Raw genomic sequence first — 25,390 nt, forward strand, 5'->3', positions numbered from 1 at the left:
CTCACGCACCCCCCGGCGCGGTCCGTATCCGGGCCCACGGCGTGAGGAGCCGCTGGAGGCCCAGGAGCAGCAGGTCGGCGGTGAGCGCGAGCAGCACGCACAGCACGGAGGCGGCGAGCACCTGCGCCTTGAAGAAGGTCGGCAGCGCGTCCTCGATGAGATTGCCGAGCCCACCGCGGCCGACGACCGAGCCGACCGTCGTCAGCGCGATCGTGGAGACCGTCGCCATCCGTATACCGGCCATCAGCACCGGCAGCGCCAGCGGGAGTTCGACCTGCCAAAGGAGGCGCCACGAGCCGTACCCCATGCCCCGGGCGGCCTCGCGCGTCTCGGCCGGCACGGCGTCGAGCCCGGCCAGCGTGTTCCGCACGAGGATCGTCAGCGCGTACAGCACGAGACCGGTCACGACGAGCGCCGCGGAGAGCCCGAAGACGGGCAGGAGCAGCGAGAACATCGCGAGCGACGGCACCGTGTAGAGCAGGGTCGTCAGCCCGAGGACCGGCCCCGCGAACCGCGGTCTGGCCCGCACGAGCAGGGCCAGCGGCACCGCGACGAGGAGCGCGAGGAGCACGGACACGACCGTGATTCCCACATGCTGGAGGGTCGCCTCCGTCAGTTCCTCGCTGCGCGTGCGCAGGTACTCCCCGCATATCCAGTCGTTGGTGACCAGACAGTTCGGCGTGCTCATCCGCCCCTCCCCCCGGGTCGTCCGCTCGCTCCGAACGTATGTCTGACGACCCTAACCCCCGCCACCGACAATCACCGGGATCCGCCACAATGCGGCAACACGCCCTTCACACACCCCCGGTGTCCAGGGGTAAGAATGGGGAACCATGATCCGGTTCGAGAACGTGACCAAGCGGTACGAGGACGGCACCACCGCCGTCGACGACCTCTCCTTCGAGGTCGCCGAGGGCGAACTCGTCACGCTGGTCGGGCCGTCCGGCTGCGGCAAGACGACCACGATGATGATGGTGAACCGGCTCGTCGAACCGACGTCCGGCCGCGTCCTCGTCGACGGCCGCGACATCGCCGGCGTCGACCCGGTCGCCCTGCGCCGCAAGATCGGCTACGTCATCCAGCAGGTCGGCCTCTTCCCCCACCGCACGGTCCTCGACAACACCGCGACCGTCCCCGCGCTCCTCGGCTGGAAGAAGGCCGCCGCCCGCGCCCGCGCCGCCGAACTCCTCGACCTCGTCGGCCTCGACCCGGCCGTCTACGGCTCCCGCTACCCCGCCCAGCTCTCCGGCGGACAGCGCCAGCGCGTCGGCGTCGCCCGCGCGCTCGCCGCCGACCCGCCCGTCCTCCTCATGGACGAGCCCTTCGGCGCGGTCGACCCCGTCGTCCGCGAGCGCCTCCAGAACGAGTTCCTCGCGCTCCAGGCCACCGTCCGCAAGACCGTCCTCCTCGTCACCCACGACATCGAGGAGGCCGTCCGCATGGGCGACCGCATGGCCGTCTACGGGCAGGGCCGCATCGAGCAGTTCGACACCCCCGCCACCGTGCTCGGCTCCCCCGCCACCCCGTACGTCGCGGACTTCGTCGGCAGCGACCGCGGGCTCAAGCGCCTCGCCGTCACGCCCGTCACCGAGGCCGACCTCGACCCGCTCCCCAAGGACATCGCCGCGCGGGAGGACGGCGCCGCCGCGCGGGAGGACGGCACCGCGGTGCGGGAGGACAGCACCGCCGTGCGGGAGGACGGCGCCCCCGCCCCCGTACCCCTCGGGACCTCCCTCAAGGACGCGCTCGCCGTACTCCTCCAGCACGACACCGGCCACCTCACGGTGACCGGCGCCGACGGCCGCCCCCTCGGCGTCCTCACTCCGGCGGGAGTCCACAGCGCCCTGCGCCGGGCCACCGTCGAATGAGCGTCAGGCCGCGCTGAGCCGCCCGGCCATCCACACCATCCCCGGCGGGATCTCCCGGTTCCACGTGTTGAAGTTGTGGCCACCGCTCTCCAGCGTGATCGACGAGACCCGCGCCGGGCTCTTCACCTTCTTGACGAAGTCGAGCGTCCCCTTCAGGTTGCCCTCGCCCTGCTTCGACGTCGTCACCAGGAACGACGACTTCCCCTGCGGCCGGTGGTCCAGACTCCACAGCAGGTCCCCCCGCTTGCGCAGCCGGTCGTCGCCGTGGAAGAGGTCACCCGTCGTCACGTCCTCCGCCGCCCGGTAGTACGCCGAGAAACCCGCCCCCGCCGCGTACCGGTCCGGGTGGTGCAGCGCGATCTTCAGCGCGCAGTAGCCCCCCGTCGAGTTCCCCATGAAGCCCCAGTTCCGGGGCTTCGTCCCCACCCGGTACGTCTCCGAGACCGCCTTCGGCACATCCTCGGCGAAGAAGGTCTCCGTCTGCGGACCGCCCGGGATGTCCACGCACTCGGTGTCCCTCGGCGGCGCCACCGTCGGACGCAGCATCACCAGGATCATCGGCTGCATCTTCCCGGCCTTCGCCTGGGTGTACGCCGTCCTCGGGTACTTCAGCCCCTTGATCAGGTTCTCCGCCGTCCCCGGGTACCCCGTGAGCACCACCGACGCCGGGAACGTCTTCCTCGCGTACCGCTCCTGGAAGTACTCCGGCGGCAGGTAGACGTAGGCCGGCGAGGTGATCCCCGACCGCTCGCCCGCTATGACCACCTTCTGTATCTGGCCGCCGACCTCCGGCCGGGACCCGCCGGGCACGGTCAGCCCCTGCTTCCCCACCACCCGCACGTCCTTCGAACCGGCCGCGTGGTCGACGACCACGCCCATGTCCTGCTCCTGCCCGAACAGGTCCGCCCAGGAGCCGTAGAAGAGGAAGGAACGGTTCGCCGCGAGACCCACCGCCGCGAACAGCGCCACCTGCGTCACAAGCAGCAGCCCCACCCTCCCCACGACCGCACGCCACCCGCGCCGCGCGAGCCGCGGCCAGAGCCAGACCGTGGCGAGGAACAGCACCACGGCCAGCACCACGGCCAGCACGAGGACCTTGTTACTGATGAGCCCCATGAGACGACCGAGCCTTCTTTCCAAGAATTTCCTGTGAACCGATGAACCCGGCTCCACGCGACTCCGTCCTAGAGAGCGCACCAGCCGGTACGGCCCGCCGAACGCGCCGCAGGGCCCGGCCGGAGTCAGAGACCCCTCGCAGGACCACGGGAAGCACGGGAAGCCATGTCTGTCACGGTAGATGGGGACAAATCGCGATTGGTTCCGGTTCGAGTACGCCGGATTCTCCGCGGCCCCCGACCCGAGAAGGTCCCCGCCCTCGTCGGCACCGCCTGCACCATCGGCGGCCTCATCGACATCGCCGCCGGAGTCTTCCCCCGCTTCCGCGCGAGCCGCATGCACGCCGTCGCCGAAGTCCTCCCCGGCACCCTCGGCCACCTCTCCGCCGCCCTCTCCCTCAGCGCCGGCGTCCTCCTCCTGCTCCTCGCCCACGGCCTCAAGCGGCACAAGCGCCGCGCCTGGCGCGCCGCCGTCGTCCTCCTCCCCGTCGGCGCCGCGGCCCAGTTCGTCTGGCGCCACTCCGTCATCGGCGCCCTCTTCTCCCTCGCACTCCTCGCCCTCCTGCTGCGCCACCGCGACGAGTTCGCCGCCCTCCCCGACCCGCGCAGCCGCTGGCGGGCACTCGCCAACTTCGTGGTCATGGGCGCCGGCTCCATCGCCCTCGGCCTCGTCATCGTCAGCGCCCACCCCCGCCGCGTCGTCGGCGACCCCAGCCTCACCGACCGCCTCGAACACGTCCTGTACGGACTCTTCGGCTTCGAAGGCCCCGTCGCCTACACCCGCGGCGTCGACTGGACCGTCGGCTACTCCCTCGGCGCCCTCGGCATGCTCACCGCCCTCACCACCATCTACCTCGCCTTCCGCCCCGAGCACCCCGCCGCCCGCCTCACCGACGACGACGAGACCCGGCTGCGCGCCCTCCTCGACCAGCACGGCGGCCGCGACTCCCTCGGCCACTTCGCCCTCCGCCACGACAAGGGCGTCGTCTTCTCCCCCAGCGGCAAGGCCGCCGTCTGCTACCGCGTCGTCTCCGGCGTGATGCTCGCCAGCGGCGACCCCATCGGCGACGTCGAAGCCTGGCCCGGCGCCATCGAACGCTTCATGGACGAGGCCAAGGCCCACTCCTGGACCCCCGCCGTCATGGGCTGCTCCGAGACCGGCGGCCAGGTCTGGACCCGCGAGACCGGCCTCGACGCCCTCGAACTCGGCGACGAGGCGATCGTCGACGTCGCCGACTTCTCCCTCTCCGGACGCGCCATGCGCAACGTCCGCCAGATGGTCAAGCGCATCGAACGCAACGGCTACACCACCCAGGTCCGCCGCGTACGCGACCTCGACGACGCGGAACTGGAACGAGTCCGCCGCGCCGCCGCCGACTGGCGCGGCACCGACACCGAACGCGGCTTCTCCATGGCCCTCGGCCGCATCGGCGCCCCCGGCGACGGAGACGCCGTCATAGCGACCGCCCACAAAGACGATCCCGACGACCCGGACCGCCCCGGAGCCCCCGGCTCGCCCCAGTCCCCCTACGGAGATCTGAAGGCGATCATCCACTTCGTACCGTGGGGCCCCGACGGGATGTCACTCGAACTCATGCGGCGCGACCGCTCCGCCGACCCCGGCATGAACGAACTCCTCATCGTCGCCGCCCTCCAGGCCTCCCCCGCCCTCGGCATCGACCGCGTCTCCCTCAACTTCGCCATGTTCCGCTCCGCCCTCGCACGCGGCGAGAAGATCGGCGCGGGACCCGTCCTCCGCGTCTGGCGCGGACTCCTCGTCTTCCTCTCGCGCTGGTTCCAGATCGAGTCGCTCTACAAGTTCAACGCCAAGTTCCGGCCCCGCTGGGAACCCCGCTTCGTCGTCTACCGCAACAGCCGCGACCTGCCCCGCATCAGCCTCGCCGCCATGCGCGCCGAAGGATTCGTCACCCTCTCCCTCCCCCGCCTCTTCCCCCGCCGGCGCCCCACCCGGGCCCCGCGCCCCTGCGCCCACATCGTCACCACCCAGGCCCCCGCCTCGGCCCCCGCCTCCGCCGTCGCCGAGCGCCGGGTTCACGCCGCCTGATCCCACCCCGGCAGGCCCTGGGCCCTACGCTGGACACATGAGTACGACGATCGACCGGGGCACAGCCCAGGGCCTGCCGGAGTGGGACCGCTGCGCGGTCATGGGCGTGGTCAACGTGACCCCCGACTCCTTCTCCGACGGCGGCCGCTGGTTCGACACCACGGCCGCCGTCAAACACGGCCTCGACCTCGTCGCCCAGGGCGCCGACCTCGTCGACGTCGGCGGCGAGTCCACCCGCCCCGGCGCCAGCCGCGTCGACGAGGAGGAAGAGCTCCGCCGCGTCGTCCCCGTCGTCCGAGGCCTCGCCGCCGAAGGCGTCACCGTCTCCGTCGACACCATGCGCGCCGCCGTCGCCGCCCGCGCCGTCGAAGCCGGCGCCGTCCTCGTCAACGACGTCAGCGGCGGACTCGCCGACCCCGGCATGGTCCCCGCCGTCGCCGCCGCGGAAGTCCCCTTCGTCGTCATGCACTGGCGCGGCTTCAGCCAGGAAATGAACAGCCTCGCCGTGTACGACGACGTCGTCGCCGAGGTCGTCGCCGAACTCCGCACCCGCCTGGAGGCCGTCGTCGACGGCGGCATCGCCCCCGAGCGCATCGTCGTCGACCCCGGCCTCGGCTTCGCCAAGCTCGCCCCCCACGACCTGGCCCTCGTCGCCCACCTCCCCGAGCTCCGCGCCCTCGGCCGGCCCCTCCTCGTCGCGGCCTCCCGCAAGCGCTTCCTCGGTCACGTCCTCACCCGCGACGGCGCCACCCCGCCCCCCGCCCGCGAGCGCGACGCCGCCACCGCCGCCGTCTCCGCCATCGCCGCCCACGAAGGCGCCTGGGCCGTCCGCGTCCACGAGGTCAGGGCCACCGCCGACGCCGTCCGCGTCGCCAGGGCCGTCGAGGGAGCCGCGTGAGCCGGCCCGGCGACAGGAGAGCCACGGGCCGCGCCGCCGACGAGGCGGCCGTCGAAGCCGCCAACACCGCCTTCTACGAGGCGATGGAGACCGGCGACTTCGAAGGCGTCTCCGCCCTCTGGCTCGACGACGGGGCCACCCCCATCACCTGCGTCCACCCCGGCTGGCCCGTCCTCACCGGCCGCGGCGAAGTGCTCCGCTCGTACGCCCTGATCATGGCCAACACGGAGTACATCCAGTTCTTCCTCACCGACCTCAGGATCTCCCTGGCCGGCGGGACCGCCGTCGTCACCTGCACCGAGAACATCCTCAGCGGCGGACCCGCCGAGGACGGCGCCGAGCTCGGCCCCCTCGTCGGCCAGCTCGTCGTCGCCACCAACGTGTTCCGCGACACACCGGACGGCTGGCGGATCTGGTCCCACCACGCGTCCCCGGTCCTCACCGACACCGACGAGACAGGCACCGAGGGCCCCGGCATCGACGGCACGGAACCCCCCGCCTGACCCGCCCCGAAGCCCCCTCCCGACCCACCCACGGCCCCCGAGGGCAAGCGCTGTCGGTCCCCGCAGGTAGATTCGAAGTGGACACCCGGCCGTCCGCACCCGGCTGCGTGGCCACCCGAACTACGACAGCAGGAGTGATTCGCGTGGATCGTGTCGCGCTGCGCGGCCTCAAGGCCCGAGGCCACCACGGCGTCTTCCCCAAGGAGCGCGAGGAGGGTCAGACCTTCATCGTGGACCTGGTCCTCGGCCTGGACACCCGCCCCGCGGCGGCCGACGACGACCTGGCGAAGACCGTGCACTACGGCATCGTCGCCGAGGAAGTCGTCGACGTCGTCCAGGGCGAGCCCGTCGACCTCATCGAGACCCTGGCCGAGCGCATCGCCCAGCAATGCCTCAGCCACGCCGGGGTACAAGAGGTGGAAGTCGTCGTCCACAAGCCGGACGCCCCCATCACCGTGCCCTTCGACGACGTGACCATCACGATCACCCGGAGCCGACGATGAAGCCGACGCAGACCGACCCCACCGTCCAGCCCGTACCGGCCTCCGTCGTCGCCACCGTCGACGCGGCGGACACCACGCTGTCCAACCCCCGCTGGGCCGTCCTCGCCCTCGGCGCCAACCTCGGCAACCGCCTGGAGACCCTCCAGGGGGCCGTCGACGCCCTCGCGGACACCCCCGGCCTCCGGGTCAAGGCCGTCTCCCCCGTGTACGAGACGGAGCCGTGGGGCGTCGAGCCCGGCAGCCAGCCCTCGTACTTCAACGCCGTCACGCTCGTGAAGACGACCCTGCCGCCGTCCTCGCTCCTGGAGCGGGCCCACGCCGTCGAGGAGGCCTTCCACCGCGTCCGCGAGGAGCGCTGGGGCGCCCGCACCATCGACGTCGACATCATCGCGTACGCGGACGTCGTCTCCGACGACCCCGTCCTCACCCTGCCGCACCCCCGCGCCCACGAGCGCGCCTTCGTCCTCGCCCCCTGGCACGATGTGGACCCCGAAGCCCAGCTCCCCGGCCGCGGCCCGGTCGCCGCGCTCCTCGCCGCCCTCGGCGGCGCGGGCGTCACTCCCCGTGTCGACCTGGAACTCCGTCTGCCCGAGTAGTCGTTACGCTTCGTGGCAGACCGCCCACGACCACGACCGACGACCACGTGAAGGACACCCGGTGAAACAACTGCGGCTGAAGGTGCTCACCGGACTGTTCCTCGTGGCGGGCATCCTCTCCTGGGGCGGCGCCCGCCTGTGGGACTCCGTCGGCACCCTCCCCAGCGTGCCGATCGCCGCGCCGATCGTCCTCGCCGTGATCGCGGTCGTCCTCACCGCGACCGCCCTCTCGATCCGCACCCGCCTCAAGGCCCAGCGCGAGCGCCGCCCCGGCGCCAAGGGCGTCGAGCCCCTGATGGCGGCCCGCGCGGTGGTCTTCGGCCAGGCGAGCGCACTGGTGGCCGCCCTCGTCGCCGGCATGTACGGCGGCACGGGCGTCTACCTCCTCGGCTCCCTGGACGTCCCGGCCCGCCGCGACCAGGCCCTCTACGCGGCCCTCGCGGTGGCCGCGGGCATCGGCGTCATCGCCGCGGCCCTCTTCCTGGAACGCGTCTGCAGACTCCCGGAGGACCCGGAGAACAACGGCGAAGGCCCGGGCAAGGCCCGGGCCTGAGGCTCCGCTCCGTCGTGGCGCGTCAGCGCGCCATGATGAGGCTCATCGCCTCGGCGCGGGTCGCCGGGTCCCGCAGCTGGCCGCGGACGGCCGAGGTGATGGTCTTGGCGCCCGGCTTGCGGATGCCGCGCATCGACATGCACATGTGCTCGCACTCGAAGACCACGATGACCCCGCGCGGCTCCAGCATGTCCATCAGAGAGTCCGCCACCTGAGTGGTGAGCCGCTCCTGCACCTGGGGGCGGCGGGCGTAGACGTCGACGAGCCGGGCCAGCTTCGACAGGCCGGTGATCTTCCCCGTCGTAGACGGGATGTACCCCACGTGGGCCACCCCGCGGAACGGGACGAGGTGATGCTCACATGTCGAGTACACCTCAATGTCCTTGACCAGCACCATCTCGTCGTGACCGAGGTCGAACGTGGTCGTCAGGACGTCCTCGGGCTGCTGCCACAGGCCCGCGAATATCTCCCTGTACGCCCGCGCCACCCGCGCCGGCGTCTCCCGCAGGCCCTCGCGGTCCGGGTCCTCGCCGACCGCGATGAGGAGCTCTCGTACGGCGTTCTCGGCGCGCTTCTCGTCGAACTCGCCGATCGTGCCCTCGCCGTCCAGCGTCACCGGGTCGGTCATCCTGTGCCTCGTTCCGTCTGACTGTGTGCGCACGAAATAGCCGCGCCCCCACAGGCTAGAACCTGTGGGGGCGCGGCATCCATTCCGGGGCCTCCGGGACGTCAGTCCTCGGGGGTGTCCACGGGGGCGATCTCGATGCCCTTCGTGGTGTCGACCGCCGGGGTCGCCGTGCCGTTCGCGCTGTTCGTCAGTGCGAGCTCCTTGGGGGAGAGCACCGGCGGACGCGTGGAGGGCGTGCGGCGGGAGGAGCCGGTCCAGGCCGGGCGGGCCGGGCGCTTGACGATGGGGGCGAAGATCTCGGCGATCTCCTCCTTGCCCAGCGTCTCCTTCTCCAGCAGCGCGAGGACCAGGTTGTCGAGAAGGTCACGGTTCTCGACGAGGATCTCCCAGGCCTCGTTGTGCGCGGTCTCGATGAGCTTCTTGACCTCTTCGTCGACCAGCGCCGCGACCTCTTCCGAGTAGTCCCGCGGGTGCGACATCTCGCGGCCCAGGAACGGCTCGGTGTTGTCGCCGCCGAACTTGATCGCGCCGAGACGCTCGGTCATGCCGTATTGCGTGACCATGGCTCGCGCCGTGGCCGTGGCCTTCTCGATGTCGTTCGCCGCGCCCGTGGTCGGGTCGTGGAAGACGAGCTCCTCGGCCGCGCGCCCGCCCAGCATGTAGGCCAGCTGGTCGAGCATCTCGTTGCGCGTGGTCGAGTACTTGTCCTCTTCCGGGAGCACCATCGTGTAGCCCAGGGCACGGCCGCGGGACAGGATGGTGATCTTGTGGACCGGGTCGGAGTTCGGCGAAGCCGCCGCGACCAGGGCGTGACCGCCCTCGTGGTACGCGGTGATCTTCTTCTCCTTGTCCGACATGATCCGGGTCCGCTTCTGCGGGCCCGCGACCACGCGGTCGATCGCCTCGTCCAGCGCGTTGTTGTCGATCAGCTTCTGATCGCCACGGGCGGTGAGGAGCGCCGCCTCGTTGAGCACGTTGGAGAGGTCCGCGCCGGTGAAGCCGGGGGTGCGTCGGGCGACGGCGCCGAGGTCGACGTCCGGCGCGACCGGCTTGCCCTTCTGGTGGACCTTGAGGATCTCCAGACGGCCCAGCATGTCCGGACGGTCGACGGCGATCTGCCGGTCGAAGCGGCCGGGGCGCAGGAGGGCGGGGTCGAGGATGTCGGGACGGTTCGTGGCGGCGATCAGGATGACGCCGCCCTTGACGTCGAAGCCGTCCATCTCGACGAGCAGCTGGTTGAGGGTCTGCTCGCGCTCGTCGTGACCGCCGCCGAGGCCGGCGCCGCGGTGGCGTCCGACGGCGTCGATCTCGTCGACGAAGACGATGGCGGGCGCGTTGGCCTTGGCCTGCTCGAAGAGGTCGCGGACGCGGGAGGCGCCGACACCGACGAACATCTCGACGAAGTCGGAGCCGGAGATCGAGTAGAACGGCACCCCGGCCTCGCCGGCGACGGCGCGCGCGAGGAGCGTCTTGCCGGTTCCGGGCGGGCCGTAGAGCAGGACGCCCTTCGGGATCTTGGCGCCGACGGCCTGGAACTTCGCGGGTTCCTGGAGGAATTCCTTGATCTCGTGGAGTTCCTCGACGGCCTCGTCCGCGCCGGCGACGTCGGCGAAGGTGGTCTTGGGCGTGTCCTTGGTGATGAGCTTGGCCTTGGACTTGCCGAACTGCATGACGCGGGAGCCGCCGCCCTGCATCTGGTTCATCAGGAAGAGGAAGACGACCACGATGAGGACGAAGGGGAGGAGGGAGAGCAGGATCGAGACGAAGGGCGACTGCTTCGTCGGGGAGACGGTGTAGCCCTTCTCGATCTGCCCGGCCTCGAACTTCTCCTGCAGCTTGTCGGCGACGTCGACGCCCTGGGAGCCGATGTAGCTGGCCTGGACCTTGCTGCTGTTGTCGATCTTCTGACCGTCGACGAGCTCGATCTTGATGATCTGCTCGTCACCGGTGGTGACCTTTGCCTGCTTGACCTGGTTCTTGTCGATCGCCTGGACGACCTTGCCGGTGTCCACCGTCTTGTAGCCCTCGGACGAGCCGACGACCTGCATCAGCACGACCACGGCGAGGACGGCCAGCACGATCCACATGACCGGCCCACGGAAGTATCGCTTCACGTCCATCCATACGGAGCGAGAACGCCCCGTCCCTCCTGCCCGTAGGAAAATGCTGCTGTGAGAGCTGCATGAGTGCTGCTATGTGAAAAAGCTGTTCTTCGGACGGTACCTCAGCATCGTCGCCCGCGACCGCCTTCCCGTGGTTCAACGGAGGGAAGGCGGTGCGGGTTCCCCGTACGGCCGGGAGTTCAGCCGGGTGATCAGCGGGTGATCAGCCGCCGTAGACGTGCGGGGCGAGCGTGCCGACGAACGGAAGGTTCCGGTACTTCTCCGCGTAGTCGAGGCCGTAGCCGACGACGAACTCGTTGGGAATGTCGAAGCCGATCCACTTGACGTCGATCGCGACCTTGGCGGCCTCGGGCTTCCGCAGGAGGGTGCAGACCTCCAGGGAGGCGGGCTCGCGGGAGCCGAGGTTCGACAGCAGCCAGGACAGGGTCAGGCCGGAGTCGATGATGTCCTCGACGATCAGGACGTGCTTGCCCTTGATGTCGGTGTCGAGGTCCTTGAGGATCCTGACGACGCCGGAGGACTGGGTGCCGGCGCCGTAGGAGGAGACGGCCATCCAGTCCATGGTGACGGGGGTGGACAGGGCGCGAGCCAGGTCCGCCATCACCATCACCGCGCCCTTGAGGACGCCGACGATGAGCAGGTCCTTGCCCGCGTATTCCGCGTCGATCTTCGCGGCCAGCTCTGCCAGCTTGGCGTCGATCTCTTCCTTGGTGATGAGCACCGACTGGAGGTCGGTGCCCATGTCCTTCTCGTTCACCCGGGTCACTTTCGTTGCAGCGTGCGTCAGCCTTGCCGGATGACCAGTCTGCCACCCTGGCGGCGGGCTTCGACGCGTCCGGGCAGGTTGATGGCCCCTTGGCCGCGCCAGCCGGTGATGAGCCGGTCGACTTCCTCGATGTGGCGGGCGAAGAGGGAGCCGGCGGGGGCGCCCTCGGCGATGACGGCGCGGCGCAGGACGCGGCGGCGTACGGCGGGGGGCAGGCCGAAGAGCTTGGCGCACTCCAGGGAGCCCGCCTCGTCGCGTACGGCGGTCTCGGCGTCGGCGGCCCAGGTGTCGAGGGCGTCGGCGTCGTCCCGGGAGAGCTGGGCCGTACGGGCGAGGGCTTCGACGACGCCCTTGCCGAGGGCCTTCTCCAGGGCGGGGAGGCCCTCGTGGCGGAGTCGGGAGCGGGTGTACGCGGGGTCGCTGTTGTGGGGGTCGTCCCAGACGGCGAGTTCCTGCGCGATGCAGGCCTTGCGGATCGTGTGGCGGTCGAGCTGGAGGAACGGGCGCCGGTAGCGGCCGGCGGCGCCGGAGACGGCGGCCATGCCGGAGAGCGAGCGGATGCCGGAGCCGCGGGCGAGGCCGAGGAGGACGGTCTCCGCCTGGTCGTCGCGGGTGTGGCCGAGGAGGATCGCGGCGGCTCCGTGGCGCTCGGCGGCGGCGTCGAGGGCCGTGTAGCGCGCGTCGCGCGCGGCGGCCTCGGGCCCGCCTTCGCGGCCGACGGTGACGGTGACGGCCTCGACGGGGGTGAGGCCGAGGGCGGTCATGCGTCCGGCGACCTCGGTGGCCCGGGTGTCGGAGCCGTCCTGGAGGCCGTGGTCGACGGTGATGCCGCCGGCGCGTACGGGGAGTTTGCGGGTCTCGAAGGCGAGTGCGGAGGCGAGCGCCATCGAGTCGGCGCCTCCGGAGCAGGCGACGAGCACGAGGGGTTCGTGTCCGTCGTGCGCGGTGGTGGGGTCGGTCTGGTGCTCGGTGAGGACGTCGTGGAGTACGCGGCGGACCGCCAGGCGTATCGCCGCGACCGCAGGATGGGGACCCATGTCCGGTGCCCTTCGTGATGGGGGTGGGGTGCCTCGGTCGGAGTCTTAACGGTCGGAAAGGGGGTTTCGGTCACTCAGAGTGCGTCGATGGTGACAGAAACCCGGCCGTTACCCGAGCATTGCACGCCTCACCCCAGGGTCAGGGTCCCTCGGATGGGTGATTGGCGGGTTGTTCTCCCGTGTCCCTACGCCGTGCGGCACACCCGCCTCACGAGTCTGCCCTACGGTGCACCCTCGCGATCCAGTCGGCGGGGGCGGCGATCTCGGACTTGGTGGGGAGCGTGTTGGGGGAGGTCCACACGCGGTTGAAGCCGTCCATGCCGACCTGGTCGACGACGGCGCGGACGAAGCGCTCGCCGTCGCGGTACTGGCGGAGTTTGGCGTCGAGGCCGAGGAGCTTGCGCAGGGCGAGGTCGAGGCGGGAGGCGCCGCGGGCGCGGCGCTGCTGGAACTTCTCTCGGATCTCGGCGACGGAGGGGACGACCTCGGGGCCGACACCGTCCATGACGTAGTCGGCGTGGCCTTCGAGCAGGGACATGACGGCGGTGAGGCGGCCGAGGATCTCGCGCTGCTCGGGGGTCTGGACGATTTCGACGAGGGAGGGGGCGGGTTCGCCCTGCTCGCCCTCGGGGCGGCCGCCGACGAGGGCCTGCGCGGCCTCGCGGAGGCGTTCCACGACGGTGCCGGGGTCGACCTCGGTGGCGGCGAGGAAGGACTGGATCTCGCCCTGGAGGTGGTCGCGGAGCCAGGGGACGGCGGTGAACTGGGTGCGGTGGGTCTCCTCGTGGAGGCAGACCCAGAGCCGGAAGTCGTGCGGCGAGACGTCGAGTTCGCGTTCGACGTGGACGATGTTGGGGGCGACGAGGAGGAGGCGTCCGCCGCCGTTGGCGCCCGCGGGGAGTTCGCGGGTGGCGGGGGCGAAGGTCTCGTACTGGCCGAGGATGCGGGAGGCGAGGAAGGACAGGAGCATCCCGAGTTCGACGCCGGTCACCTTGCCGCCGACGGCGCCGAGGACGGCGTTTCCGGGGGTGGCCGAGCGGCGTTCCTGCATCTTGCCGAGGAGGGGGGTGAGGAGTTCGCGGAAGCCGGCGACGTTGGCCTTGATCCAGCCGGTGCGGTCGACGACGAGGACGGGGGTGTCGTGGACGTCGGCGCCCTCGGGAAGCATCCGGGTGTAGGCGCGGACGTGTTCCTCGGAGACTTTGGCGTGCTTGCGCAGTTCGGCGACGACCTCGCGGGCCTCGTCGCGGCTGACTTCGGGTCCGGGCCGCACGAGGCGGGTCGCGGTCGCGACCGCGAGGTTCCAGTCGACCATCCCGGATGTGCCTGCGCCACCGATGCTCGTCATGCGTCAACCGTACGGTCTCGGCGCCCGATCGGTGCGGGTTCGGTTCGGGTTCGGTGCGGGTCGGCCGGCGGTCAGCCGTGTCCCGCGAGGGCCGCGGAGAGCCGGTCGAGGGCGGGCTGGGCCTCGTACGGGGAGAGGGTGCTGCCGGCGAGGAACGCGAAGGCGAGGAGTCGTCCGTCGGCGGTGACGACCGTGCCGGCGAGGGTGTTGACGCCCGTGAGGGTGCCGGTCTTGGCGCGGACGAGTCCGGCGCCCGCGGTGGCGGGGGCGGTGTCGAAGCGGCCGGCGAGGGTGCCGGTGAAGCCGCCGATGGGCAGGCCGGTGAGGACCGGGCGGAGGGCGGGGCGCGCGGGGTCGGCCGCGCGGGTGAGGAGGGCGGTGAGGAGGGTGGCGGAGACGCGGTCGCGGCGGTCGAGTCCGCTGCCGTCGGCGAAGCGGGCGCCGGCGAGGGGGAGGCCGAGTTCGGCGAGTTCGTCCCGTACGGCCTTCCCGGCGCCCTCGAAGCTCGCGGGCTGCCCGTGGGCGATCGCGGTCTGCCGGGCGAGGGCCTCGGCGAGGTCGTTGTCGCTGTGGGTGAGGGTGCGTTCGGCGAGGTCGGCGAGGGGTGCGGAGTGCGTGAGCGCGAGGGGGGCGGTCTTCGGGTCGGCGGCTGGGGTCTTCGGGGCTGCGGCCTTCGGGGCTCGGTCGGTGTCCGGCGCGGGCGTGGGCGCGCCGGTGACCTTGACGCCGGAGCCGGCGAGGAAGGCGGCGAAGGCGGCGGCGGTGTCGCCGGCCGGGTCGGCGGTGCGGGGCGCGGGGCCGCTGCCGCTCTTGTCGAGGCGTCCCTCGCGGGTCATGAGGGCCGTGACGGGGGCGAGGTTCTCGTTGGGACCGATGGGGTGGAGCGCGGGGCCCTGGTAGAGGCTCGTGTCGTAGGTGAGCCGTACGGGGGCGGTGTGGCCGCGGGCCGTGAGGGCGCGGGCGGTGTCGGCGGCGAGGCGCTCCAGGCGGGCCGGGTCGAGGGTGGGGTCGCCGCCGCCCGTGAGGGTGACGGTGCGGCCGTCGGCGGAGGCGGTGACGGTGGTGGGGATGCGGTGGTCGGGGCCGAGGGCGGAGAGCGCGGCGGCGACGGTGGCGATCTTGACGGTGGAGGCGGGGGTCATGGGGGTGCCGGCGCCTTCGCCGTACAGCTGGGTGCCGGTGGCGGTGTCGACGACGGAGGCCGTGCGGAGGGGGCCGAGGCCGGGGTCGGCGAGGAGCGGTACGAGGGTGGCGGCGAGGTTCGCGGGGCGCCCGGCGGGCCGCTCGGTGGCGGCCGGGGCGTGGAGTGCGGGGAGGACGCCGGGGGCGCTGGGGGCGGGCGCGGGGCGGTGGGGCGCGGCGGGGGCCGGGGGCGGGGCGTGACGTGCGCCACCCGTCGCGGGGGCGGCGGCGCGGGCCCGCTCGGCCGTACGCTGACCCGAGTCCCATGGGCCCGCCGCGGTCACCGCCACGGCGGCCAGCGCGAGACCGAGGGCGGCGGAGCCCGCCGTGAGCTGCCATTTCCCCGGCTCCGGCATGAGATGACCAGCCCCTTTCGCGATCACGGTCGTCCGTGAGGGACACTTAATCACCGCGCGTCGTCGCGAGCATTCACTTGTGTTGATTCAGGAGGAGCCACCCGTGGAGTTCGACGTTCTCATCGAGATCCCCAAGGGATCGCGGAACAAGTACGAGGTCGACCACGAGACGGGTCGCATCCGCCTGGACCGTCGTCTCTTCACGTCGACGGCCTACCCGACCGACTACGGCTACGTCGAGAACACCCTCGGCGAGGACGGCGACCCGCTGGACGCGCTCGTCATCCTCGACGAGCCCACCTTCCCGGGCTGCCTGATCAAGTGCCGCGCCATCGGCATGTTCCGCATGACGGACGAGGCGGGCGGCGACGACAAGCTGCTGTGCGTCCCGGCCACCGACCCGCGGATGGAGCACCTGCGGGACATCCACCACGTGTCGGAGTTCGACCGTCTGGAGATCCAGCACTTCTTCGAGGTCTACAAGGACCTGGAGCCGGGCAAGTCGGTCGAGGGCGCTGACTGGGTCGGCCGCGCCGAGGCCGAGGAAGAGATCGAGAAGTCCTACGCGCGCGCCAAGGAGCAGGGCGGCCACTGAGCCCACGGCTCGGCGGGACTGATCTTCTGATCGTGTGACGGGCGGCGCACCTCTTCGGAGGTGCGCCGCCTTTCGTACACCCGTCGCACACCGATCGCATCTGTCGCACACTCATACTGGAAGCCACGGTTCCCGAGGCAGTGAGGCGGACAGAGTGGTGGCGGAGCCGGACGGCTCGAAGGGTGCTCCGGACGATGCTCCGGAGGACCGCAAGCCGCAGTCGGACGAGGCGCGGAGCGCGTTCGTGCCGCCGGCGGGGGTGGAGCAGCCCGCGCCGCCGGAGGAGGAGCATCCGACCTCCGAGTTCGCGCTGCCGCCGGGGCTGACGGCGGAGCCGCCGGCCGAGCCGGAGGGTTCGGCGTTCGCGACGCCGGCCACGTACACGGCGAAGGACTCTCCGCCCGCGTTCACCCCGGCGTACGGGGTGCCTCTGGTGCGGCTGCCGCGCAACGCTCCGTGGCAGGACCAGATGCGGACCATGCTCCGGCTGCCGGTGGGTGAGCGGCCGGTGCCGGAGGCGCCGCGCAAGGAGGACGAGGCGGGTCCTTCGGTGCCGCGCGTCCTCGACCTGACCCTGCGCATCGGCGAGCTGCTGCTCGCGGGCGGGGAGGGCGCGGAGGACGTCGAGGCGGCGATGTTCGTGATCTGCCGCTCGTACGGTCTGGACCGGGTCGAGCCGACGGTGACCTTCACCCTGCTCTCCGTCACGTACCAGCCGTCGCTGGTGGACGATCCGGTCACGGCGAACCGGACGGTACGGCGGCGGGGCACGGACTACACGCGGCTGGCGGCGGTGTACACGCTGCTCGCCGACATCAACGCGCAGGCGCACGAGGTGACGCCCGAGGAGGCGTACCGGAGGCTCGCGGAGATCCGGCGGAACCGGCATCCGTATCCGGGGTGGGTCCTCACGGCGGCGGCGGGGGTGCTGGCGGGTGCGGCCTCGGTGCTGCTCGGCGGCGGCCCGACGGTCTTCTTCGTGGCGGCGCTGGGCGCGGTGCTCGGCGACCGGCTGGCGTGGCTGTGCGCGGGGCGCGGGCTGCCGGAGTTCTACCAGTTCCTGGTGGCGGCGATGCCGCCGGCGGCGATGGGGGTGCTCCTGACGATGCTCCACGCGGAGCTGCGGCCTTCGGCGGTGATCACCGGTGGCCTGTTCGCGCTGATTCCGGGGCGGGCGCTGGTGGCGGCCGTGCAGGACGGCCTGACCGGTTTCTACATCACGGCCTCGGCCCGGCTCCTGGAGGTCGCGTACTTCTTCGTCGCGATCGTGGTGGGCGTGCTGTCCGTGCTGTACGTCGCCGTGCAGTTCGACGCGCAGCTGAACCCCGAGGGGGCGCTGCGGGCGGTGGAGCGGCCGGTGACGCAGATCCTGGCGTCGATGGTGCTGTGCGCGACCTTCGCGATCCTGTTGCAGCAGTCGCGGGCGACGGTGCTCTTCGCGACGCTGAACGGCGGGGTGGCGTGGGTGATCTACGCGTCGATCGCGGTGACGGCGGAGGGGTCGACGGTGATGGCGACGGCCGTGGCGGCGGGCCTGGTGGGGCTTTTCGGGCAGCTGATCGCGCGGTATCACCACACGTCGTCGCTGCCTTACGTGACGGCGGCGATCGGCCCGCTGCTGCCTGGTTCGGCGACGTACTTCGGGGTGCTCGCGATCGCCCAGAACAACCTGGACCAGGGCTTCGCCTCGTTGGCGAAGGCGGCGGCCCTGGCGCTGGCGATCGCGATCGGCGTGAACCTGGGAGGCGAGCTGGCGCGCCTCTTCATGCAGGCCCCCGGTGCGGCGTCGGCCCGTCGGGCCGCGAAGCGCACCAGGGGCTTCTAGGGTCTGCTCCGGGCTCGTACTAGCGCTTGGCGTGGCGGCCGCGGGAGGCCGGGGGGTTGGGGGTGCCGGGGGCGTCGTGCCCGCTGTGGCCCCCGTGGCCGTCCTGGCCTCCGTGGCTGTCCTGGTCGCCGTGGTCGCCGTGGTCGCCGTTGACCTTGGCCTTCTTGGACTGGGAGCGGGCCCGGAGGTACTCGATCACGATCGGGACCACCGAGAGGAGGACGATCCCGACGAGAATCATCTCGATGTGCCGGTGCACGAATTCGACCTTGCCGAGGGAGGCGCCGAGCAGGGTCACGCCCGCGCCCCACAGCACACCGCCGATGACGTTGAACGTGATGAACAGGCGGTAGTTCATCTTGCTGACGCCGGCGATGATCGGCGTGAACGTCCGCACGATGGGGACGAAGCGGGCCAGGATCAGCGACTTCGGGCCGTGCTTCTCGAAGAACTCGTGCGCCTTCTCGACGTTCTCCTGCTTGAAGAGCTTCGAGTCGGGGCGCTTGAAGAGAGCCGGGCCGACCTTGCGTCCGAAGAGGTATCCGACCTGGTCGCCGATGACCGCCGCGGCCACGATCAGCGTGCACATCAGCCACAGCGGCATGTCCAGCTTGCCGGTCGTGATCAGCAGGCCGGTGGTGAAGAGCAGCGAGTCGCCGGGCAGGAAGAACCCGATGAGGAGGCCGGACTCGGCGAAGACGATGGCCAGGACACCGATCGGACCAAAGGTGTCGATCAGAAAGTCGGGGTCCAGCCAGCTCGGTCCGAGGGCAAGCGTGTTCACGGGTTCCGGGCTCCTGCGGTCGGTGGGGGCATGGGGGAGGGCTCGCCCCAAGCTATCAACGCGGACGGGACCCGACCGGTTCCACCCGGCTCCCACGGGATGCGGAGCGGGTCCCCGGGCCCGAGGGTGGGAGGCCAGGAGGTGTATGCCGATGGGCATCGAGGAGTACGGAGGCGGCCAGGGTCCGCACCCTGACGTGCTGGTCGTGACGACGAACGACGTGCCGGGCTTCGAGGTCCGGCAGGTCATCGGTGAGGTCTTCGGGCTCACCGTGCGCTCGCGCCATCTGGGCAGCCAGATCGGCGCGGGACTGAAGTCGATGATCGGCGGCGAACTGAAGGGTCTGACGAAGACGCTGGTCCAGACCCGCAACCAGGCGATGGAGCGGCTGGTGGAACAGGCCCAGGCGCGCGGCGCGAACGCCGTGCTGATGTTCCGCTTCGACGTGACGGAGGCGGCGGACGTGGGCACGGAGGTCTGCGCCTACGGCACGGCCGTGGTGATCGCGCCACGCGCCTGAGCCGGTGGACCGGCCCGCGGACTCAGGCACGGCCTCCGCGGGTCGGACCGCCGGGCGACCGTGTGGCGCCTCGGGCCTGACGGGACGTGAGGTGCACGTCCTCACGGGCCCACTTCGGCCCAATCTTGGGATGTTATGGGGCTTTTGCTCACTTATGGTGGGGCGGTGGCCACTGATCATGTTCCACCCGCGCCGTCCCCCTCCCCCTCGGAGGCCCCCCACCCGGTCCAGCTGCGGCAGATCCCGCCCGCGCTCGCGATCGGCATCGGGGCGAGCCTGGTGCTCCTGGGGGTCAGTGCCCTCGCGGAGGAGTTCCAGGGCGTGCTCTGGAACGACCTGCCGGACGCCCTCGGAATCGGCGGCTACTCCTCCCTCTGGATCATCGTCATGCTCACGGCGACCGGTATCGCCGTGGGTCTCGTCGTGTGGAAGGTGCCGGGACACGCCGGCCCCGACCCGGCCTCCGTAGGTCTCGGCGGGGCCCCGCTCGCCCCCGGCGTGGTGCCGGGCCTGCTGCTCGCGGGCGCGCTCGCGCTGGCCGGCGGGGTCAGCCTCGGCCCCGAGAACCCGATCATCGCGGCCAACGTCGCCCTCGCCTACTGGCTCGGCCGCAAGGCCCAGCCCTCGGTGCCCGGCGCCGCCTGGGTCGCCCTCGCCTCGGCCGCCACCGTCGGCGCCCTCTTCGGTACGCCGGTGGCCGCCGCCCTCGTCATCTCCGAGGCCCTGACGGCACAGCCGGGCCGCGGCTCCCTCTGGGACCGGCTCTTCGCACCGCTCGTCGCCGCGGGCGCGGGATCGATGACCACGCAGCTGCTCGCCGAGCCGACCTTCGACATGGGGCTGCCGCCGCTGACCGACCCCGGCTGGGGCGATCTCCTCGCCGCCCTGGTCGTCGCCTCGGCCGCGGCCGTCTTCGGCCTCGCCTCCTGCTACCTCTTCCCCTACGTCCACGCCGCCTTCAAGCGCCTGCGCCACCCGATGCTGATGCTGCCCCTCGGCGGTCTCCTCCTCGGCCTCCTGGGCGCCCTCGGCGGGCAGCTGACCCTCTTCAAGGGCCTGGAGGAGGTCAAGGAGCTCACCTCCTCCATCGGCGGCTGGTCCTCCGGCGAACTGACCAAGTTCGCCGTGGTCAAACTCCTCGCCCTCCTCGTCGCCGCCTCCTGCGGCTTCCGGGGTGGCCGGATCTTCCCCGCCGTCTTCATCGGGGCCGCCTTCGGGCTGCTCGCCCAGGCGCTCGTCCCCGAGATCCATCCCGCCGTCGCCGTCTCCTCCGCCGTCCTCGGCGTCCTGCTCGCCACCACCCGGCAGGGCTGGATCAGCCTCTTCACCGGGGCCGTCCTCGCCCCCTCCCCCGCGATGCTCGCCGTGCTCTGCCTGGCCACCCTCCCGGCCTGGCTGATCGTCACCGGACGCCCCCAGCTCGAACTCGACGAACACGGCGCCTCCCTGCACTGACCCCTCCCGCCACCCGGACAGAAGGAATCCCCCCATGCCGCTGCACCAGGGTCCCGACGCCTCCGCGCCCCAGCACGAACGCCGGCTCGCGCTCAACCCCTTCTTCGGGGAAGCCGATCCCATCGGCGGCATGACCGAGGCCCCGCCGCGCCACCAGCTCCCGGACGGGCCGCTGCCCCCGATGAGCGCCTATCAGCTCGTCCACGACGAGCTGATGCTCGACGGCAACTCCCGGCTCAACCTCGCCACCTTCGTCACCACCTGGATGGAGCCCCAGGCCGGTGTCCTGATGAGCGAGTGCCGCGACAAGAACATGATCGACAAGGACGAGTACCCGCGCACCGCCGAACTGGAGCGCCGCTGCGTCGCCATGCTCGCCGACCTGTGGAACGCCCCCGACCCGGCCACGGCCGTCGGCTGCTCCACCACCGGCTCCAGCGAGGCCTGCATGCTCGCCGGTATGGCCCTCAAGCGCCGCTGGGCCAAGCGGAACGCCGACCGATACGCGGGCGGCGCCCGCCCCAACCTGGTGATGGGCGTCAACGTCCAGGTCTGCTGGGACAAGTTCTGCAACTTCTGGGAGGTCGAGCCGCGGCTCGTCCCCATGGAGGGCGACCGCTTCCACCTCGACGCCGAGTCCGCCGCGGCGCTCTGCGACGAGAACACCATCGGCGTCGTCGCCGTGCTCGGCTCCACCTTCGACGGCTCCTACGAACCGGTCGCCGAGATCTGCGCCGCCCTGGACGCCCTCCAGGAACGCACCGGCCTCGACATCCCCGTCCACGTCGACGGAGCCTCCGGCGCCATGGTCGCCCCCTTCCTCGACGAGGACGTGGTGTGGGACTTCCGCCTCCCCCGCGTCTCCTCGATCAACACCTCCGGTCACAAGTACGGCCTGGTCTACCCGGGCGTCGGCTGGGCGCTGTGGCGCTCGCCCGCCGAACTCCCCGAGGACCTCGTCTTCCGGGTCAACTACCTGGGCGGCGACATGCCCACCTTCGCCCTCAACTTCTCTCGCCCGGGCGCCCAGGTCGTCGCGCAGTACTACACCTTCCTGAGGCTCGGCCGGGAGGGCTACCGGGCGGTGCAGCAGACCTCCCGTGACGTCGCCCGGGGCCTCGCCGAACGCATCGAGGCCATGGGCGACTTCCGGCTCCTCACCCGCGGCGACCAACTGCCCGTCTTCGCCTTCACCACCGCGGCCGACGTCACCTCCTTCGACGTCTTCGACGTCTCCCGGCGGATGCGCGAACGGGGCTGGCTGGTCCCCGCCTACACCTTCCCCGCCCACCGCGAGGACCTGTCCGTCCTGCGCGTGGTCTGCCGCAACGGCTTCTCGGCCGACCTCGCCGAACTGTTCGTCGAGGACCTGAGCCGACTGCTGCCCGAACTACGGCGGCAGTCCCAGCCGTTCACCCACGACAAGGACGCGGCGACCTCCTTCCACCACTGAGCCCGACGAGGGCCCTCAGGGCTCCTCGCCCTCGCAGGCCAGCAGGAACTCCGACCACCGCACCCCGTCGGCGGTCAGCGCGTACCGACAGGAGGACTGCTCCCGCAGCAGTCCCAGCGGGGTGCGGCGGGTGAAGTGCGAGCCGTCACCGAGCCGGACGAAGGTGCGCCCGCCGTCCACGCTCCCGTACCCCGACAGCTCCCCGCCGATCTCCACCCGGCCGCCGGGGCCCGGGACCGGCAGCCCCAGCAGCGTCCGGGGCTCCCGCTCCGGCCCCGTCGTCCACATCCGCTGCCACGTCCGGCCCCCGTCCACGGAGCGGTGCAGCGCCCGCATCGGGTTCTTGACGGGCTCGCCGCCCGTCAACTCCCCCATCTCCGCCGCGTACACCGCGTCCTGACCGACCGCCACCGCCGTGTACCACCCGGGGCCGGTGGCGGGGCTCGGCAGCCGGCTCAGCGTCCAGCTCCGGCCCGCGTCCCGGGAGACGGCGACCGCCGCCCGCCCGGACAGCGGGTCCGTCCCCGAGACCCACCAGGACCCGTCGGGCTCCGGCTGCTCCGCCGGCCGGGGGTGCGCCCCGAGGAGCGGCACCCGGGCCAGCGCCCTGCGCCGCCCGTCCTGCGGCGAGACCACGACGAGACGCCTCCTGTCGCAGTCGTCGGGCAGGGCCCCGGCGGGCGCCGCGCAGTCGGCGGTGAGCACCGCACCGGCCGGTATGTCCGGGGTCGTGCCGACCGTACGCCGGTCACCCGCCCGCCAGCTCCGGCCGCCGTCCCGGGTGAACCAGGTCCGGGCGTCCGGCCCGGAGCCGCCGTCCTCGACGAGCGCCCTGCCCGGCCCGAGGGCCAGCAGATTCGCCGAGATGCCCTCCGGCATCGGGACGTCGGGCAGCGGCGACCGCCGCCGCACCCACTCCTTCGCCCCCGCGTCCCGCACGGCCACGTGCTGCCGGCAGACGCCACTCCCCGGCAACGAGGCTGACGAGGCCGCCGAGGGCGACGCCGGGTCACCCTCGCACTCGGCGAGCAGCGCGAACCCGCTGCCGTCGTGCGCGAAGCCCAGGCTGTGCGCCCACCCGGGCAGCCCCGGCGAGGACGGCAGCCGGGGCGGCGCCCCGAACGCCCCCCTCGGGTGCGGGGAGGCCGATACCGAGCCCCCTGGCGCCCCCGGCACCCCCGGCGAACCACCACCCCCGCCCGTCCCCGTACACCCCGTCAGAACCACCAACACCAGCGCCACGACGGCGCCGGCCTCTCCCACGAGCCTGCGCATCGCACGATCCCCCTTGCCCCTCGGGCGGTTCGCGGTGAACCGCTGCTTTCAATACACCGCTCACCGCCTTCGGGTTCCCACCTCCGCGCCGCTACTTTCCGAGCCGCCCGAACCTCCGTACCGCCAGCGGGAAGAAGACCGCGAGGAGCACCAGCGGCCACACCACCGCCGCCATGAGGTGCCCCGGTTCGCCGCCCGGATTGCCGAAGAGTTCGCGTACCGCCGTCGCGGTCGCCGACATCGGGTTCCACTCCACGACCGTGCCGAGCCAGCCCGGCATCGAGTCCGGCGAGGCGAAGGCGTTGGAGAGGAAGCCGACGGGCCAGACCAGGATCTGCACCGCCTGCACCAGCTCCGCCCGCCCCGCGACCAGGGCGAGGAAGATCCCGATCCAGAGCATCGCGAAGCGCAGCAGGAGCAGCAGCCCCAGCGCCCCCAGGAAGCTCCCGGCCCCACCGGTCGCCTGCCAGCCGATCGCGTACGCCACGCCCACCATCACGAGGAGCCCGACAGCCGACTGGAGCATGTCGGCGGCCGCCCGCCCGACCAGGACGGCCCCGTCGGTCATCGGCATCGCCCGGAACCGGTCGATCACGCCCTTGTTCAGGTCCTGCGTCACCGCCGTCATGGTGCCTTCGAGCCCGAAGACCATCGTCAGGGCGAGCATGCCGGGCACGAGGTAGTCGACGTAGTCGCCGTCGACGGCCCGTCCGCCGCCGACGAGGTAGCCGAACATCAGCAGCATCATCACCGGGAACACGAGCCCGACCAGGACCTGCACGGGCTGCCGCGCCCAGTGGGCGAGTTCCCGGCGGGTCATCGTCCAGCAGTCACTCACCACGTACGCGACGCTCATGCCGCCACCTCCTTGGCTCGCTTCTCTCGCTTCTCTCGCGTCTCTCGCGTCTCTCGATCGGCGTCCTGGCCCGTCAGGCGCAGGAAGGCCTCGTCCAGCGTCGGACGCCGCAGCGCGATGTCCTCCGCCTCGATCCCCGCCTCCCCGAGGGCCCGGACGGTCTCGGTGAGCGAGGCCATCCGGTCCGCCACCGGCGCGCTGAGAAGCCGCCGGTCGGCGTCCACGCTCACCTCCGCCCGCGCGGCCGGCAGCAGCCCGGCCGCCTCGTCGAGCCGTGCCGCGTCCCGGACGACCACGTCGATGCGGTCGGCGCCGACCCTCGCCTTGAGCTCGTCGGCCGTGCCGTCGGCGACGACCCGCCCCTGGTCCACCACCGAGATCCGGTCGGCGAGCCGATCGGCCTCCTCCAGGTACTGCGTCGTGAGCAGGACCGTCGTCCCCCCGCCGACCAGGGAGCGCACCGACTCCCACACCTCGCCGCGGCCGCGCGGGTCGAGCCCGGTCGTCGGCTCGTCGAGGAAGAGCACCTCGGGTTCGGTGATCAGGGAGGCCGCCAGGTCGAGCCTCCGCCGCATGCCGCCGCTGAACTGCTTGACCGGCTTGCGGCCGGTGTCCGTGAGGCCGAAGCGCTCCAGGAGCTCGTCGGCCCGTACCCCGGCGCCCCGCGCGCCCAGGTGGTGGAGCCTGCCGAACATCTCCAGGTTCTGCCGGCCGCCCAGCTCCTCGTCGAGGGCGGCGTGCTGTCCGAGCAGCCCGATCCGGCGACGGACCTCCCGGGCCTCGGTCCGCACGTCGTGGCCCGCGACCCGCACCAGGCCCTCGTCGTGGCGCAGCAGGGTGGCCAGGATCCGTACGGTCGTGGTCTTTCCCGCGCCGTTGGGGCCCAGCAGGCCGTGGACGGTGCCGCGGCCGACGGCCAGGTCGAGCCCGGCCAGGGCGTCCTTCTCCCCGTACCGCTTCCGTGCGCCCTCCACGAGGATCGCTTCCTTGTTCATTCCGATTCCTCCCGCAAACGCCTTAGTCAAATTTGACCAGCTGCCGCCGATGGAGGAAGTTATGCCCTCGCAGGGCAACTAGTCAACCTTG

The 25,390-nt window shown here is 71.9% G+C and carries 24 protein-coding genes; 12 read left to right on the plus strand and 12 right to left on the minus strand.

Features of this window, described 5'->3' with window-relative positions; genetic code table 11:
- Position 1: 1 nt before the first annotated feature.
- On the minus strand, positions 2–688 hold the full coding sequence (locus ACFWWU_RS00250; RefSeq protein ID WP_329622710.1) for an ABC transporter permease: 687 nt from the start codon (positions 686–688) through the stop codon (positions 2–4).
- Positions 689–833: 145 nt separating this feature from the next.
- Here ACFWWU_RS00250 and ACFWWU_RS00255 point away from each other — a divergent pair, with 145 nt between their 5' ends.
- Positions 834–1,868, plus strand: a complete 1,035-nt coding sequence (locus tag ACFWWU_RS00255) for an ABC transporter ATP-binding protein (RefSeq protein ID WP_384137290.1) — start codon at positions 834–836, stop codon at positions 1,866–1,868.
- A gap of 3 nt (positions 1,869–1,871) precedes the next feature.
- Here the strand turns inward: ACFWWU_RS00255 and ACFWWU_RS00260 are convergent, their stop codons facing one another.
- Positions 1,872–2,984 (minus strand): alpha/beta hydrolase, encoded by a 1,113-nt coding sequence (locus tag ACFWWU_RS00260; RefSeq protein WP_384137292.1) that lies wholly within the window; start codon positions 2,982–2,984, stop codon positions 1,872–1,874.
- Positions 2,985–3,149: 165 nt separating this feature from the next.
- Here ACFWWU_RS00260 and ACFWWU_RS00265 point away from each other — a divergent pair, with 165 nt between their 5' ends.
- The 6 genes from ACFWWU_RS00265 to ACFWWU_RS00290 all read left to right on the plus strand — a co-directional run bounded on the left by ACFWWU_RS00265 (position 3,150) and on the right by ACFWWU_RS00290 (position 8,101).
- Positions 3,150–5,048 carry a phosphatidylglycerol lysyltransferase domain-containing protein gene (locus tag ACFWWU_RS00265; protein ID WP_384137294.1) on the plus strand — a complete coding sequence of 633 codons (1,899 nt, stop codon included), beginning with the start codon at positions 3,150–3,152 and terminating at the stop codon, positions 5,046–5,048.
- Between the two features lie 37 nt (positions 5,049–5,085).
- Positions 5,086–5,946 (plus strand): dihydropteroate synthase, encoded by an 861-nt coding sequence (gene folP / locus ACFWWU_RS00270; RefSeq protein ID WP_384137296.1) that lies wholly within the window; start codon positions 5,086–5,088, stop codon positions 5,944–5,946.
- On the plus strand, positions 5,943–6,449 hold the full coding sequence (locus tag ACFWWU_RS00275) for a nuclear transport factor 2 family protein (RefSeq protein ID WP_384137298.1): 507 nt from the start codon (positions 5,943–5,945) through the stop codon (positions 6,447–6,449). Before folP ends, ACFWWU_RS00275 begins: the two co-directional genes overlap by 4 nt.
- Before the next feature lie 143 nt (positions 6,450–6,592).
- Positions 6,593–6,952: a dihydroneopterin aldolase gene (folB, locus tag ACFWWU_RS00280; RefSeq protein ID WP_017240053.1), complete on the plus strand. Its 360-nt coding sequence runs from the start codon at positions 6,593–6,595 to the stop codon at positions 6,950–6,952.
- Positions 6,949–7,548 carry a 2-amino-4-hydroxy-6-hydroxymethyldihydropteridine diphosphokinase gene (gene folK / locus ACFWWU_RS00285; RefSeq protein ID WP_384137300.1) on the plus strand — a complete coding sequence of 200 codons (600 nt, stop codon included), beginning with the start codon at positions 6,949–6,951 and terminating at the stop codon, positions 7,546–7,548. Before folB ends, folK begins: the two co-directional genes overlap by 4 nt.
- A 61-nt stretch (positions 7,549–7,609) precedes the next feature.
- Entirely contained in the window at positions 7,610–8,101 is a 492-nt protein-coding gene (locus ACFWWU_RS00290) for a DUF3180 domain-containing protein (protein WP_384137302.1), read from the plus strand.
- A gap of 22 nt (positions 8,102–8,123) precedes the next feature.
- Here the strand turns inward: ACFWWU_RS00290 and folE are convergent, their stop codons facing one another.
- The 6 genes from folE to dacB all read right to left on the minus strand — a co-directional run bounded on the left by folE (position 8,124) and on the right by dacB (position 15,541).
- The gene (gene folE, locus ACFWWU_RS00295) at positions 8,124–8,729 is read right to left on the minus strand and encodes a GTP cyclohydrolase I FolE (protein WP_384137303.1); all 606 of its coding nucleotides are present in this window, start codon (positions 8,727–8,729) and stop codon (positions 8,124–8,126) included.
- Between the two features lie 101 nt (positions 8,730–8,830).
- Complete coding sequence (gene ftsH, locus ACFWWU_RS00300) at positions 8,831–10,849, minus strand: ATP-dependent zinc metalloprotease FtsH (protein ID WP_384137305.1); 2,019 nt, start codon at positions 10,847–10,849, stop codon at positions 8,831–8,833.
- A gap of 205 nt (positions 10,850–11,054) precedes the next feature.
- On the minus strand, positions 11,055–11,594 hold the full coding sequence (gene hpt / locus ACFWWU_RS00305; RefSeq protein ID WP_030219931.1) for a hypoxanthine phosphoribosyltransferase: 540 nt from the start codon (positions 11,592–11,594) through the stop codon (positions 11,055–11,057).
- Between the two features lie 41 nt (positions 11,595–11,635).
- Positions 11,636–12,655, minus strand: a complete 1,020-nt coding sequence (gene tilS, locus ACFWWU_RS00310; RefSeq protein ID WP_384137307.1) for a tRNA lysidine(34) synthetase TilS — start codon at positions 12,653–12,655, stop codon at positions 11,636–11,638.
- Between the two features lie 208 nt (positions 12,656–12,863).
- Positions 12,864–14,003 carry a zinc-dependent metalloprotease gene (locus ACFWWU_RS00315; RefSeq protein ID WP_384137309.1) on the minus strand — a complete coding sequence of 380 codons (1,140 nt, stop codon included), beginning with the start codon at positions 14,001–14,003 and terminating at the stop codon, positions 12,864–12,866.
- A gap of 71 nt (positions 14,004–14,074) precedes the next feature.
- The gene (gene dacB, locus ACFWWU_RS00320; RefSeq protein ID WP_384137311.1) at positions 14,075–15,541 is read right to left on the minus strand and encodes a D-alanyl-D-alanine carboxypeptidase/D-alanyl-D-alanine-endopeptidase; all 1,467 of its coding nucleotides are present in this window, start codon (positions 15,539–15,541) and stop codon (positions 14,075–14,077) included.
- 103 nt (positions 15,542–15,644) lie between these two features.
- Here dacB and ACFWWU_RS00325 point away from each other — a divergent pair, with 103 nt between their 5' ends.
- Both ACFWWU_RS00325 and ACFWWU_RS00330 read left to right on the plus strand, forming a co-directional pair.
- Entirely contained in the window at positions 15,645–16,136 is a 492-nt protein-coding gene (locus ACFWWU_RS00325) for an inorganic diphosphatase (protein ID WP_056652730.1), read from the plus strand.
- Positions 16,137–16,290: 154 nt separating this feature from the next.
- Complete coding sequence (locus ACFWWU_RS00330; protein WP_384137313.1) at positions 16,291–17,961, plus strand: threonine/serine exporter family protein; 1,671 nt, start codon at positions 16,291–16,293, stop codon at positions 17,959–17,961.
- Between the two features lie 19 nt (positions 17,962–17,980).
- Here the strand turns inward: ACFWWU_RS00330 and ACFWWU_RS00335 are convergent, their stop codons facing one another.
- Positions 17,981–18,745 carry a DedA family protein gene (locus ACFWWU_RS00335; RefSeq protein WP_384137315.1) on the minus strand — a complete coding sequence of 255 codons (765 nt, stop codon included), beginning with the start codon at positions 18,743–18,745 and terminating at the stop codon, positions 17,981–17,983.
- 151 nt (positions 18,746–18,896) lie between these two features.
- On the opposite strand from ACFWWU_RS00335, the gene ACFWWU_RS00340 reads away from it, so the two are divergent.
- From ACFWWU_RS00340 to ACFWWU_RS00350, 3 genes are all read left to right on the plus strand, one after another.
- Positions 18,897–19,265 (plus strand): YbjQ family protein, encoded by a 369-nt coding sequence (locus tag ACFWWU_RS00340; protein WP_317596576.1) that lies wholly within the window; start codon positions 18,897–18,899, stop codon positions 19,263–19,265.
- Positions 19,266–19,430: 165 nt separating this feature from the next.
- Complete coding sequence (locus ACFWWU_RS00345) at positions 19,431–20,720, plus strand: ion channel protein (RefSeq protein WP_384137317.1); 1,290 nt, start codon at positions 19,431–19,433, stop codon at positions 20,718–20,720.
- A 34-nt stretch (positions 20,721–20,754) separates the two neighbouring features.
- Positions 20,755–22,173 carry a glutamate decarboxylase gene (locus ACFWWU_RS00350; protein ID WP_384137319.1) on the plus strand — a complete coding sequence of 473 codons (1,419 nt, stop codon included), beginning with the start codon at positions 20,755–20,757 and terminating at the stop codon, positions 22,171–22,173.
- Positions 22,174–22,188: 15 nt separating this feature from the next.
- On the opposite strand, the gene ACFWWU_RS00355 is transcribed toward ACFWWU_RS00350, so the two are convergent.
- From ACFWWU_RS00355 to ACFWWU_RS00365, 3 genes are all read right to left on the minus strand, one after another.
- The gene (locus ACFWWU_RS00355) at positions 22,189–23,448 is read right to left on the minus strand and encodes a WD40/YVTN/BNR-like repeat-containing protein (protein ID WP_384137321.1); all 1,260 of its coding nucleotides are present in this window, start codon (positions 23,446–23,448) and stop codon (positions 22,189–22,191) included.
- Positions 23,449–23,539: 91 nt separating this feature from the next.
- Positions 23,540–24,304, minus strand: a complete 765-nt coding sequence (locus ACFWWU_RS00360; RefSeq protein ID WP_384137323.1) for an ABC transporter permease — start codon at positions 24,302–24,304, stop codon at positions 23,540–23,542.
- Positions 24,301–25,299 (minus strand): ATP-binding cassette domain-containing protein, encoded by a 999-nt coding sequence (locus ACFWWU_RS00365; RefSeq protein ID WP_384137325.1) that lies wholly within the window; start codon positions 25,297–25,299, stop codon positions 24,301–24,303. The genes ACFWWU_RS00360 and ACFWWU_RS00365 overlap by 4 nt, the downstream gene beginning before the upstream one ends.
- Positions 25,300–25,390 lie beyond the last annotated feature (91 nt).

The sequence above is a fragment of the Streptomyces sp. NPDC058650 genome (genome assembly GCF_042717315.1).
Lineage (GTDB): Bacteria > Actinomycetota > Actinomycetes > Streptomycetales > Streptomycetaceae > Streptomyces.